Here is a 13,569-nt window from a genome sequence, read left to right on the forward strand (position 1 = left end):
TGGCAGCACTTTTGTCATAAGATTTTGCTTGAGGCAAATAGAGTGGGTTTTCTCCTTCAATATCCCTGCTACTAACATCATTCCCAACGGTGTATCCAGAAATTTGACCAACGGAGTTAATAAAAAGCGTTAGCTCTGGTTCTGGAACATTCCATTTGGAATCTCTTCTTATTCTAATGTTTTCGCCATTGCCTACTACTCTACCAGCAGTGGCTTTAAAAAACAATTCTGGTCGGTCTGCGTCATAAACTCTATCATAGAAGTCGCCACCTCCAGAATCTTTTGATTCATCCATTCTGGCTTTTTTACTTCTCATGTAGGTAACACCGGAAGCCCAAATTTCTTGATTTTGGATAGGGGCTAAATTGTCGTTCTGGGCGGTTATTTTTAGTTCTGAAGATGGTTTTAGGGATTTTATATCTTCATTTAAAACATCAAAAAGATTTTCTCTATTTATAAAGGCGTCCCAATCTTCATGATTTGATAAATAATATTGACCTTCGTTTTCTATAATAAAACCGGTTTTGGTTTTGTAAAGCTTCATGTGATAGGGTTGAGTTTATTTTGAAGTTGAAATTTAAGAAATTTGAGATTAAATATCGTATATGATACAAAGAGCTTTTAGTAGCAGTTGAAAAATAATATGATTAATATAACCTTAGTTAACGATAACGACGAGATTATTGGGTATGATGAGAAGATGAAAGTGCATAGAGAAGGTAAGCTTCACAGAGCTTTTTCTATTCTTGTTTTTAATTCGGAAGGTAAAATGCTTATTCATCAAAGGGCTTTTGGTAAATATCATTCTCCAGGTTTATGGACAAATGCCTGCTGCGGTCACCCCAATAAAGGAGAGGAAATAGAAAATGCAGCCAGTAGAAGATTAAATGAGGAGATGGGTTTTACCTGCCCATTGGATTATAAATTTACTTTTAGATATCACGCCGCTTTTGACAATGGATTGATAGAACATGAGATTGACCATGTTTTTTATGGCGAATTCAATGGAACCTTTGTGGCAAATCCCGAGGAAGTGGCTAATTATAAGTGGTTAACCATAGATGAGATTAAGGCAGATTTACTTGAAAATGAAAGGAACTATACGGTTTGGTTCAAGGAAATAATAGGTCGTATTTGAGATCAAAAAAGGTTGAGTTTAAATTTTAAACTCAACCTTTTTCATTTTATCTAAGAAAAGAATGATAAGATTATTCGGCAGTCGTTAAACTGGCAGATAAATACTCTCTATTCATTCTTGCTATGTTTTCTAAAGAAATTCCTTTAGGACATTCTACTTCGCATGCTCCAGTGTTGGTACAGTTACCAAATCCTTCTAGGTCCATTTGGCTTACCATGTTTTTGGCTCTTTCTGCTGCTTCCACTTTACCTTGAGGTAAAAGAGCAAACTGAGAAATTTTAGCAGAAACAAATAGCATGGCAGAAGCATTTTTACAAGAGGCAACACAAGCCCCACAGCCAATACAAGTGGCAGCGTCGAAGGCTTTGTCGGCATCTGCTTTTGGAATAGGAATAGCGTTGGCGTCTTGCGTATTACCAGAAGTATTTACAGAGATGTAAGCACCTGCGTGTTGAATTCTATCAAAAGCAGATCTATCTACCATTAAATCCTTAATGACAGGAAATGCTTTAGCTCTAAAAGGTTCAATATAAATCTCATCGCCGTCTTTGAATCTTCTCATGTGAAGCTGACAAGTGGTGGTGCCACTATCTGGTCCATGAGGTTCGCCATTGATATGCAATGAACATGAGCCACAAATACCTTCTCTACAGTCGTGGTCAAATGCCACTGGTTCCTCATCCTGGCTAACAAGCTTTTCGTTAAGGACATCCATCATTTCCAAGAAAGACATGTGCCCAGAGATATCGGTTACATTGTAATCTACAATACCACCTTTATCTTCGGCATTTTTTTGTCTCCAAATTTTCAGTGTTAAATCCATGCTGAGTATTATTTGTACGAGCGTGTTTTTAGCTCGATGTCTTTAAATTCTAATTCTTCTTTGTGTAATACGGCCTCAGAAGGCTCTCCTTTGTATTCCCATGCTGCTACATAAGCATAGTTTACATCATCTCTCAATGCTTCACCATCCTCTGTTTGATAGTCTTCACGGAAGTGACCACCACAGGATTCATTTCTTTCTAATGCATCTTTTGCGAACAATTCTCCAAGCTCTAAGAAATCGGCTACTCTGTTGGCCTTTTCTAGTTCAGGGTTCATGTCGTTTGCCATACCAGGTACACTAACATTTTTCCAGAAGTCTTCTCTAATGGCTTTTATTTCTGATATAGCTTCCAATAAACCTTCTCTATTTCTGGCCATACCTACTTTATCCCACATTACTTTTCCAAGTTTTTTATGGAAGTGGTCTACAGAGTGAGTTCCTTTATTGTTTACGAAAAAGTCAAGCTTCTCTTTGACAGCGTTTTCTGCTTCTTCAAACTCAGGTGAGTCCGTAGAGATAGGACCTGTTCTAATATCATTAGATAGGTAATGGCCTATGGTATACGGCAGAACGAAGTATCCGTCTGCCAAACCTTGCATTAATGCGGAGGCTCCAAGTCTGTTAGCTCCGTGGTCAGAGAAGTTAGCTTCGCCAATACAGTAACATCCAGGGATAGTCGTCATCAGATTATAATCTACCCAAACGCCTCCCATAGTATAATGGGTCGCAGGATAAATCATCATTGGTGTTACATATGGATTTTCATCTACAATCTTCTCATACATTTGGAAAAGATTACCATATTTAGATCTGATTACCTCCGTACCTAAATCTATGATTTTTTCTGCGGAAGCATCTTTAAGACCATGAATCATGGCTTGTTCTTTACCATATCTTTCTATGGCAGATTTGAAGTCTAAGTAAACGGCTTCTCCCGTTTCGTTTACACCGTATCCAGCGTCACATCTTTCTTTCGCAGCTCTAGAAGCTACATCTCTTGGAACTAAGTTTCCGAATGCAGGATATCTTCTTTCTAAGTAGTAATCTCTGTTTTCTTCTGCAATTTCGGTTGGTTTCAAACGTCCTTCTCTAATAGCAAGCACATCATCCATGTTTTTAGGAACCCAGATTCTACCATCGTTTCTTAAGGACTCAGACATCAGTGTCAGTTTAGACTGATAGTCTCCAGACCTAGGAATACAAGTAGGGTGAATTTGAGTATAACAAGGGTTTGCGAAGAATGCTCCTTTCTTATGTATTTTCCAACCGGCCGTTACGTTAGACCCCATGGCGTTTGTAGAAAGGAAATAAACGTTTCCGTATCCACCACTGGCAATAACAACCGCATGAGCTGAATGTCTTTCTATTTCTCCAGTAACAAGGTTTCTGGCTATAATTCCTCTTGCTTTACCATCTACGATTACTAAATCTAGCATTTCGTGACGGTTATACATTTGAATTTTACCACGAGCTATCTGGCGGTTCATGGCAGAATAAGCACCTAAAAGAAGCTGCTGACCTGTTTGACCTTTGGCGTAAAATGTTCTTGAAACCAAAACACCACCGAAAGAACGATTATCTAAAAGTCCACCGTAATCTCTAGCAAAAGGAACACCTTGAGCCACACATTGGTCAATAATGTTACCAGAGACCTCAGCCAAACGATAAACGTTAGCTTCTCTTGAACGGTAATCTCCTCCTTTTACGGTATCGTAAAATAATCTATAGTTTGAGTCACCGTCACCTTGATAATTTTTGGCTGCGTTAATTCCACCTTGAGCGGCAATAGAGTGAGCTCTTCTAGGAGAATCTTGGTAACAAAATGCTTTTACGTTATATCCAAGTTCTGCTAATGTAGCAGCAGCAGAACCACCTGCTAATCCAGTCCCCACCACAATAACGTCAATAGAACGCTTGTTGGCTGGGTTTACAAGATTGATTTTATCTTTATAAGATGTCCATTTGTCGGCCACTGGGCCTTCAGGAATTTTGGCATCTAATTTAAAATTTGCCATGATTTCTATCTTTTTTAAATTATTTGATTAGAAAATAAACTGGTATGGCCGCAAATGCCAATGGAATGAGAATGGCAAAAATCCATGTTCCCAATTTTTTCACTAATGGGGTATATTTAGGATGGTTAAGTCCTAAGGTTTGGAAGCCACTTTGAAAACCGTGTAATAAATGAAAGCCTAAGGCAGCCATAGATAACACATAGAAAAGCACAAGAAGCGGGTTTGAAAAGGACTCTTCAGCCTCGGCGTATAAATCTTTTACTACCGTAGTTTTTGTACCCTCAGCCTCGTTAAAAGTTTCTAACATTTTTACATGTTGTGTGTAATCCGAAGAAAGCGACTCAATTGAAGTCATTTCTCCAGAAGCTAGGTTTTCAGTGTAACCCACATAAGGAAGGTGCCCAAATTTGTATTCATACCAAAAATCTCCCATATGAACAGCTAAATAAACTAGAACGATTGTTCCTAGTATGGCCATTTTTTTACTAGCGAAAGACCCTTGGTTTTTTGACATGGCATAACCCGTTGGTCTTGCTTTTCTATTTTGAAATTCCAGATATAGACCCCAGAACGCATGAAATAAAATAGATGTATATAACAGGTAAGAAACGGTTTTGATTAGCGGATTGCTAGTCATAAAAACGGTGTAAGTGTTGAAGGCGTATCCGCCGTCATCTTTAAATAGTTGGAGGTTACCTACCAAATGAATGATAAGGAAAGTACAAAGAAAAAGCCCAGTCAGAGCCATAAGTACTTTTTTTCCGATTGAGCTATTTAATGTTTTGGTAAGCCAAGACATAAAGTGATTATTTATTTTGGTCAATTATAGAAACCTCTCATACTTAGAATAGTACAAGAATCGAGCTCAAAAGTAAGTACCAAACAGTTTAGAACCAATAAAAAGTGTAATATCAAAAGGCAAATTTTTGATTTTTTTTCTTTCAATATGCAATCGGTTCCATAAGGCTGTAAAATGTATTTGTTTTGATATATTTGAAAAAAACTGTCCATATATTCTTTTGTATGTGAATATTGAAGCGGTAGATGCGTTATTTACAGTATATATATATGATTCTTACAAACTGCATGAATAGATATTTATCCTTTTTCCTCCTCCTGGTTCTGATTATTTGCACTAATCAAGCTCAAGCTACACACTTAAGGGCAGGAGAAATAACCGCCGAAAGAATTTCAAATACATCTTTAACTTATAGAATTACACTCACCACCTATACCGATGAAGTAGGTGGAAAAAGTGCCAATGAGGCTCAAGAGGACGTAGACTTCTATCCAGGTTTTTTAAATAATGGTGTAGTTAGTTATAAAGTACCAAGAAGAGAGAAGGTGCTAATAAGCCCTACAACGGTAAGAAATACGTACGTCACTACCGTGACATTTCCTGGCCCTGGTATATATAAGGTCAGTTGTGGTATACCAAATAGAAATGAGAACACAATAAACCTACCTCAGCCTTCAGACGATATTACGTTTTTTGTGCAGACTACCTTATTTATAAACTCTGCGTTTGGACTTAATAGCACGCCTGTGCTTTTGAATATACCGATTGACTCTGCAGCCGTGGGTGTTAAATTTATTCATAACCCAGGAGCTTTCGACATAGATGGTGATAGTCTTGCTTATAAATTATCTATTCCGATGGAGGACAGACAAGAAGGTAATGGTATTGGCGGAGCTATTAAGGGTTATTTAGATCCAAGCACAGTGGGCACTGCTCCAATAAGAAATGAGGCTGGAACAGGGCCCGCAACTTTTAAGATAGACGCTAGAACGGGAGACTTGACCTGGGATGCTCCTCAGAAAATAGGTCAATATAATGTAGCCTTTATTATTGAAGAATGGCGAAAAGCTCCAGATGGTACTTATGCTAGGATAGGGGTAATAGTACGTGATATGCAGATTATTGTTGTAGAAACTAACAATAAACGACCGGAACTAGAAGTACCAAGTGATTTTTGTGTAGAAGCGGGTGATTTAATAGAATTTGAGGTTATAGCCACGGATAAAAATGCAGATCAAGGTTTAAGGTTAACGACAAACGGCGGTGTTTATAACCTAGATAATAATGGGACTTTTAAGAGATTTATAGCAGACGAGGCCGCTAGTTTTTCTAGCCCTTCTGGTAGCAATAATGTTTCGCCTATTTCAGGCAAGTTTACTTGGCAAACAAACTGTGCACACGTAAGAGAACAGTCTTATGATGTGCTATTCAAAGTAGAAGATTTGCCTGGAAGATTTGTAACACAGCTGGTGGATATTAAAACCATAAAAATAAATATTAACCCTCAAAGGCCAAGAGGATTGACTGGTAAGGAAATAGAGGAGGGCGTGTCTTTAAGTTGGCAGTTATACCCCAAGTGTACCAGAGGAGGGAAAATTCTGGTTTATAGAAAATCTGGCTGTAGTGGTTTAAATCCGGGGGTTTGTGCTCAAGGAATGCCAGACTCTTGGAATTATGTTAAGATTGGTGAAGTAGATCTTGGTGATACCACTTTTGTAGATAAAAATGCTGAAAATGGCCAAATTTATAGTTATAGATTGGTTTCTGAAATAGGTGTTTCGGAGTTCAATACCATGAAGAGCTCACCTTCCACGGAGTTTTGTATCGGTAGTGAGTTGCCCAAAAGGGTTCCTGTAATTACGCATGTGGATGTTCATGAAACAGCTCTCCAGCAAGGAGAAATAATGGTGAAGTGGTCAAGACCAATTGGCTTGGATACGGTAGACTTTAAAGGCCCTTATTCTTACAAGCTTCTTAGAACCCAAGGTTTAGGTGGAGATAAATTCGTAGAGATTGCCTCGATTAATACAACTTTGGGAACCCAGCCGGATACCATTTTTAATGATACGGGTTTAAATACGCAAGAGTTGGTTTATAAATATAAGTTAGCCTTTTATTATGAAGGAGGTAAACTTATGGGTGAGGCACCAGCGGCAACTTCTGTCAGATTAAAAGGGACTCCAGACGACAAACAAATTCAACTTTCATGGGAGGCAAATACCCCTTGGTCAAATGATAATCAAACGCATTTGGTTTATAGAGAAGATAAAAATAATCCGGGTGTATTTAATGCGATAGGGGCTGTAGATGTTAAGGGGCCAAATACTTATTCTTATACAGATAAAGGAGAGGATAAATATTTAGCAGATGGCGACCAGTCTATAGTATTGGAAAACAATATTGAATACTGCTATAAAGTAATGACTGTGGGCATATATGGAAATGAGGCGGCCTCTTTTGGGCTTCTAGAGAACAATTCTCAAGAGTTTTGTATGTCTGCTGCTGATAGAACGCCACCATGTCCTTTAGTGATAAATATGGATCAAGTGGATTGCGAAAATCTTTCTCAAGAAGCTTTCTGCGGATCCAACGCTTTTACGAATAAAATTAATTGGAGTACTCCTGAAAATGTAGGTGGAGTAAATTGTAGAAAGGATTTAATAAGATATAATGTTTATTATTCACGTTTTGCAGACGGTAATTTTGAGCAAATTGGCATTACAGAAGGAACGGCCAGACGTTATGAACATATCAAAAATGCTGTAGATGGCTTTGCGGGTTGTTATTATGTCACAGCTGTAAGTATTCTAGGTGTAGAGAGTGAGCCAAGTAATATGGTTTGTGCAGATAACTGCAATAAGATATCATTTCCAAACTTCTTTTCGCCAAATGGTGATGGTAGAAATGATACTTTTCAGCCCATGAATTGTCCTGCTTTTATTAAGTCTATCAGTTATGAAATTTATAATAGACAGGGACTTTTAGTAGCGGAAGGAACGGGACAAAGTTTAAGCTGGGACGGCGTAGGAAGTAATGGTAATGAGCTATCAGTAGGCACTTATTACTACCTTATAAAGGTTCAGTTTAACAGGTTAGAAGAGAACCAAGAAGTCTTTAGCTACAAAGGATACTTAGAGTTGGTAAGATAGAAAGCCAGTTTATTCGTTAGAAATACCATAAAAAAGCCTGAGACATTGTCTCAGGCTAGTGGATTTGTAGGAATCAATCAATCTTACTTTAATAGTTCATAAATACCAGCTACTCCTTGTCCACCTCCTACACAAGCTGTTACAAGACCATATTTTTGATTTCTTCTTCTCATTTCATTCAATATTTGAACGGTAAGTCTACCTCCTGTAGAACCTAAGGCATGTCCAAGTGCAATGGCACCCCCATTTGGATTTAGTATAGCTGGGTCAATGCCCAATTCTTGAACTACTGCTAGAGCTTGAGAAGCAAAAGCTTCGTTCAGTTCTACTTGGTCAATATCTTTTAAGCTTAAGTTAGCTTGCTTGAGTGCTTTGGGTACAGCGTAAACCGGTCCTATTCCCATTATTCTTGGGTCACAACCTGCTACGGCATAAGCGAGCATTTGAGCTACAGGCTCTAGGTTTAATTCCTTTACCATTTTTTCAGACATTACGATGACAAAAGCCGCACCGTCGGAAGTTTGCGAAGAGTTTCCTGCGGTTACACTACCATTGGCAGCAAATACCGGTCTTAGATTCGCTAGTGCTTCCACACTTGTTCCCGGTCTTGGTCCTTCATCTTTTTTAATGATACTTTCTTTGGTTTTCTTTTTACCTGAATTGGCGTCAAAGTAAGTTTCAGTAACGGTGATAGGAACTATCTCTTCATCAAATTTACCCTCAGCTTGAGCCTTTAAAGCTTTCATATGCGATTGATAAGCAAACTCATCTTGGGCTTCGCGAGAAATTTTATAATCCTGAGCTACCTGCTCGGCAGTCAAACCCATGCCTAGATAATAGTCTGGGTTGTCTTTTGCGATTTCATAATTAAGAGCTGTTTTCCATCCCATGGTGGGAACCATAGACATAGATTCTGTTCCTCCTGCTATGATACAGTCAGCCATACCTGTGTTAATCTTACCGGCAGCCATGGCAATGGCTTCAATTCCTGAACCACAATACCTATTAATAGTAACACCGGGAACAGCTACTCCCATTGACAATAGAGAAATATATCTAGCCATCTGCATTCCTTGTTCGGCTTCTGGTACGGCATTTCCAACTATTAAATCATCTACTCTTGAGGGATCTAATTCAGGAACTTGGGCTAATAAGTATTTAATATTTTCTGCCGCTAAGTCATCTGGTCTGGTAAATCTAAATCCACCTCGACCAGCCTTTCCTACGGCTGTTCTATATCCTTTAACAATATATGCTTTCATTTTTTCTTTGTTTAAGTCTAGATTCTGTTAGTGTTTAATTACGCGGTGGCTTACCTGTGGTTAATAAACCTTGCATTCTTTCCATGGTTTTTCTTTCACCTACTAAGCTTAAGAATGCCTCACGTTCTAGATCCAATAAGTAATCTTCAGTTACATTCTGTGCGTAACTTAAATCACCACCAGAGATTACATAAGCGAGCTTGTCCGCGATTAAAGCATCATGGTCTGATATGTAATTGGATAGTCTCATGGATCTAATTCCGGCCTTAAATAAAGCTATACCCGCTTTCCCTTGAACTTTGATATCCGTTCTTTTTGAAGGCATCGTGTATCCGTTTTCTGCCAGTTCCACTGCTGCCTGTTTGGCTTCCGCTATTAACCTAGATCTGTTAAGTACGATTTGATCGCGACCTTCTTTGATATAATTCATGGCCATGGCTTCATGAGCAGAGCCAGAAACTTTAGCTTGAGCTATATTCATAAAAGCGGCTTGCAATACATTTAATTCAGAGTCTCCAGGCTTATACATATCTGAGCATCTAAGGGCCATTTCTTTGGTTCCACCACCACCTGGAATGACACCTACACCTACTTCTACTAATCCCATATAGGTTTCGGCAGCTGCCACTACTTTATCTGCGTGAAGGTTGAGTTCACATCCACCGCCAAGTACCAATGAATGAGCGGCAGTAACTACTGGAATGCTAGAATATCTAGCTCTCATCATGGTTTGTTGGAACTGAGCAATCATCATATTGATTTCATCAAACTCTTGCTCAACGGCATACATAAATAACATGGCTAAGTTTGCCCCAGCAGAAAATGCTTCGTGGCTATCGTTACCTACTACAAGACCTTGGTAGTCTTTTTCTGCCATGTCATAGGCTTTGGTAAGTCCTTCTATAACCTCTGCTCCAAAGGTGTTCATTTTAGAGTGGAATTCTACGCCTAAAATTCCATCACCAAGATCAAAGATAGAAGAGCCTGCATTTTTCCATACAACATTTGTTTTTCTGATGTTGTCTAGGATAATGAAAGATTCTGTTCCAGGAATTACTTTATAAGATTTTGAAGGGATATCAAAATAGAGTCTCTTACCGTCTTCAATCTTATAGAAAGAATCATTTCCGGCTGCTAGCATATCATATACCCAAGCTGCTGGTTTGTTGCCTTCTGTTTCGGCTATTTCTACAAATTTCTTAACCCCTACGGCATCTGCTGTTTCAAAAAGACCCATTTGCCATCCGAATCCAGCTTTGACAGCGTCATCTACTCTAAATAACTCGTCTGCAATTTCTGGGATTCTTAAAGTGGCATATTTGAAACTATCTGTAAGCGTTTTTCTATAGAACGCTCCAGCGATATCTTTTCCTGCTAAGAGTACACTAAATCTATCTCCAAGTCTGTCGATACTTTTGGTAGCGTCTAAAGTGGCAAACTTAACTTTTTCGGTAGGTCTATAATCTAATGTTTTGAAGTCTAGAGCTAAAATTTCAGTTCTGCCTTTTTCATCTTTCGTTTTCTTGTAAAAGCCCTGACCGGTTTTATCTCCAAGCCATTTTTTTTCCATGAGGCTGGCCATAATAGGAGGAAGCTCAAACGCGGAAGACGACTCGTCATTGGTAAGTGTTGCTTTTAAGTTATTACAAACATTTACGGTGGTGTCTAATCCAACTACATCCGATAATCTGAATGAACCAGATTTAGGACGACCCACCACTGGGCCTGTTAATTTATCTACTTGTTCTACCGTAAGGCCCATCTCTTCGGCAGTTCTTATGGTCTGAACCATGGCATAGATACCCAGACGGTTGGCTATGAAAGCAGGGGTGTCTTTACATAATACCGTTTGCTTTCCTAAGTATAGGTCTCCATAGTGCATTAGGAAATCTATGATTGCTTGGTCTGTTTTTGGGCCAGGAATTATTTCCAATAGCCTTAAATACCTAGGTGGATTGAAAAAGTGGGTGCCACAGAAATGTTTCTGAAAGTCTTCGCTTCTGCCTTCAGACATCAGGTGAATTGGAATTCCTGAAGTATTAGAACTCACCAGCGTTCCAGGTTTTCTATGAGCTTCTACTTTTTCGTATATGATTTTTTTGATGTCCAATCTTTCTACAACAACTTCTATGATCCAGTCAACATCTTTTATTTTAACCATGTCGTCATCAAAGTTTCCTAGAGAAACTCTTTTAAAAACATCATTATCGTAAGTAGAATTTGGTTTTCCTTTTACCGCAGCAGTAAAAAGGTCTGTTACAATTCTGTTTCTAACATGTGGGGAATTGGTGTCTAGTCCTTTAGCTTTCTCGGCATCATTAGGTTCTCTTGGAACCATATCAAGCAATAAAACCTGACAGCCAATATTGGCAAAATGAAGAGCTATTCTGCTTCCCATTATACCTGCACCCAATACGGCTACTTTGTTTATTTTTCTATTCATTGTGATATTTAATTATCTATTTATTTCTTAGGAATCCAAGCCCAGTTCATGGTGGCTTGAATCACTTCTAGTCCTGTTTCATCTGTAACTCTTAAAGGAACGCTGAGGTTTCCTTTTTCGTCATTTCGTATTTGTTCAATTTGCTCATGAGTTAACTCAGCCACTGCTTTTTGAGCTCCTTGACTTCTCTTTATAAAGTTAACACTTAAGTCCTTTATTAAAGGAAGCTTGTCGTCTGGGATATTCATACCAACCACCATACCCGTAGCAGTTTCTGCTAAAAGTGTGGTGGCGGCAGCGTGTATTTGTCCAACATGATTCTGGACTTTTTTATTGTTATGAAGTATAACTACGACCTTTTGACATGTCATCTCTTCAAAATGTATTCCAGCAGTGCCGACAAACTTGACCACATTGCCAATGGCTCTATCCAACATCCATGGTATGAAAACCTTTGGAAGTTTGCTTACTTTAGAAATATTGCGATTGAGTCGATTGTTATATTCCATTTTGAAAAGGTATGCTAGCATACTGTTGTAAAATTATCAACTTTCAAATTGTTATGCAAGCATACTATTGAATAAAAAGATTTTTCTTTGTAGCACTTGGATTATTAAAAGAATGCGTTTCTTTTTGCAATATTGTTGCATTTGGTATTACTTTTGCATCGCTGTTGCATTTATGAATTAGGAAATGAAAAAATTTATTCAGAAACATTCGCACATATTGCATAAAGTAGGCTTGAGCCTTTCCTTTGTATGTGCAATTCATTGTTTGGCTATGCCCTTTCTTTTGATCGCTATTCCTCTTTTGGGGACTAGTTTTTTTAATGAAAAGGTGGAGATGGTTTTGATAGGCCTAAGTTTGGTTATAGGCTTTTTTGTGCTTTTAAAAGATTATAAGCACCACGATAATGTATGGCCGCTTGCTTTTCTTGGATTCTCCTTTTTGATAACTGTTTTATTTAGTCTTTTTATTCACAATCACCTTTTACTTTCTTTAAGCTCCGTAAGTATGGCTGCGGCCTATTTTTATAATTGGAGATTGCACAGGAATATGTGTTCACATCCTTAATATGGAAATCCTAAAGGGTTTGGGTATAGGAAATTATAATTAAGAAGCGTTTCAAGTTTTTCTCCATTAATAATTTTGTAAGCTTCTTCTTTTTCTGATTCAATAAATTCAGGCTCTTCAAATTCTTGAGTTTGGCAGCAGGCAGCCATAACTTCTTTTCGGGAAGGGTGCTTTGGAGCAGTGACGTTCAATGTTTGGTTCCAGATGTTTTTCGCAATGATTTCTTCAATAATACCAATGACATCATCCCTAAAAATATAATTAACTGGCGTACTGCCATTTGTTAAACCTTTTTTACCTGCGTAATATTTACATGGTATTCTTCCATATCCCATTAATCCACTGAGTCTAAGAATGGTCAATCTATCGGAGAATTGACTTCTTAATATTTCTTCGGCTTTATATAAGGGGTTTTTTACGTTGACATCCTTTTCTTTCATTGCTCTATTTTCTGAATTATAGACAGAAGAACTGCTGGTGAATAGGATTTTGGTTTCTTTATTCCTTTTTAAAATTTGAGCCAGGGTTTCTAGCTGAGCCCAATATTGTTCTTCGCCCTGGGATCTTAATCTTGGAGGGAAGCAAACGACTAGGATATTAGAATCAAAGAATCTGGGATCTAACTCTTTGGTATCCAAATTAATAAGGAAAGGAGAACTACCATTTTCTGAAATCTCAATTAGTCGCTCTGGAGAGGTTGTGCTCCCACAAACCGTATATCCTTTGGATGATAATTGTTTGCCTAAAGGCAAACCCAACCAGCCAGATCCTAAAATTGAGATTGAAATTTCTTTTAGATTGTTTTCTTGAATATTTTGCATAGAATAAAACCGACCGCTCTTTATTTAAATAACAAATTAAGT

11 protein-coding genes are annotated in these 13,569 nt (G+C 38.2%); 3 read left to right on the plus strand and 8 right to left on the minus strand.

The window, feature by feature from the left end:
- The coding region (locus tag ACTBZY_RS23785) for a fumarylacetoacetate hydrolase family protein (protein WP_463048901.1) at positions 1–544 on the minus strand (544 nt) is incomplete at its 3' end.
- A 99-nt stretch (positions 545–643) separates the two neighbouring features.
- On the opposite strand from ACTBZY_RS23785, the gene idi reads away from it, so the two are divergent.
- Entirely contained in the window at positions 644–1,138 is a 495-nt protein-coding gene (idi, locus tag ACTBZY_RS23790; protein ID WP_463048902.1) for an isopentenyl-diphosphate Delta-isomerase, read from the plus strand.
- Between the two features lie 70 nt (positions 1,139–1,208).
- Here the strand turns inward: idi and ACTBZY_RS23795 are convergent, their stop codons facing one another.
- From ACTBZY_RS23795 to ACTBZY_RS23805, 3 genes are read right to left on the minus strand one after another with little or no spacing between them, the layout of a single operon-like run.
- On the minus strand, positions 1,209–1,961 hold the full coding sequence (locus tag ACTBZY_RS23795) for a succinate dehydrogenase/fumarate reductase iron-sulfur subunit (protein WP_463048903.1): 753 nt from the start codon (positions 1,959–1,961) through the stop codon (positions 1,209–1,211).
- 8 nt (positions 1,962–1,969) lie between these two features.
- Complete coding sequence (locus ACTBZY_RS23800; protein WP_463048904.1) at positions 1,970–3,979, minus strand: fumarate reductase/succinate dehydrogenase flavoprotein subunit; 2,010 nt, start codon at positions 3,977–3,979, stop codon at positions 1,970–1,972.
- A gap of 19 nt (positions 3,980–3,998) precedes the next feature.
- A complete protein-coding gene (locus ACTBZY_RS23805) occupies positions 3,999–4,778 on the minus strand; it encodes a succinate dehydrogenase cytochrome b subunit (RefSeq protein ID WP_463048905.1) in 780 nt (259 codons plus the stop codon).
- Between the two features lie 287 nt (positions 4,779–5,065).
- Here ACTBZY_RS23805 and ACTBZY_RS23810 point away from each other — a divergent pair, with 287 nt between their 5' ends.
- Complete coding sequence (locus tag ACTBZY_RS23810) at positions 5,066–7,927, plus strand: T9SS type B sorting domain-containing protein (RefSeq protein WP_463048906.1); 2,862 nt, start codon at positions 5,066–5,068, stop codon at positions 7,925–7,927.
- An 83-nt stretch (positions 7,928–8,010) separates the two neighbouring features.
- Here ACTBZY_RS23810 and ACTBZY_RS23815 read toward each other — a convergent pair whose 3' ends face one another.
- Genes ACTBZY_RS23815 through ACTBZY_RS23825 form a run of 3 tightly spaced genes read right to left on the minus strand, consistent with a single transcriptional unit; the run spans position 8,011 to position 12,162 of the window.
- Positions 8,011–9,189: an acetyl-CoA C-acyltransferase gene (locus tag ACTBZY_RS23815; RefSeq protein ID WP_463048907.1), complete on the minus strand. Its 1,179-nt coding sequence runs from the start codon at positions 9,187–9,189 to the stop codon at positions 8,011–8,013.
- 34 nt (positions 9,190–9,223) lie between these two features.
- Positions 9,224–11,632, minus strand: coding sequence for a 3-hydroxyacyl-CoA dehydrogenase/enoyl-CoA hydratase family protein (locus ACTBZY_RS23820; protein ID WP_463048908.1), 2,409 nt, complete (start codon positions 11,630–11,632; stop codon positions 9,224–9,226).
- Positions 11,633–11,652: 20 nt separating this feature from the next.
- Positions 11,653–12,162 (minus strand): DUF4442 domain-containing protein, encoded by a 510-nt coding sequence (locus tag ACTBZY_RS23825; RefSeq protein ID WP_463048909.1) that lies wholly within the window; start codon positions 12,160–12,162, stop codon positions 11,653–11,655.
- A gap of 163 nt (positions 12,163–12,325) precedes the next feature.
- Here ACTBZY_RS23825 and ACTBZY_RS23830 point away from each other — a divergent pair, with 163 nt between their 5' ends.
- The gene (locus ACTBZY_RS23830) at positions 12,326–12,706 is read left to right on the plus strand and encodes a MerC domain-containing protein (protein ID WP_463048910.1); all 381 of its coding nucleotides are present in this window, start codon (positions 12,326–12,328) and stop codon (positions 12,704–12,706) included.
- On the opposite strand, the gene ACTBZY_RS23835 is transcribed toward ACTBZY_RS23830, so the two are convergent.
- The gene (locus ACTBZY_RS23835) at positions 12,703–13,527 is read right to left on the minus strand and encodes a Rossmann-fold NAD(P)-binding domain-containing protein (RefSeq protein ID WP_463048911.1); all 825 of its coding nucleotides are present in this window, start codon (positions 13,525–13,527) and stop codon (positions 12,703–12,705) included. The genes ACTBZY_RS23830 and ACTBZY_RS23835 overlap by 4 nt on opposite strands.
- Between the last annotated feature and the right edge of the window lie 42 nt (positions 13,528–13,569).

The organism is Arcticibacterium sp. (genome assembly GCF_055134445.1).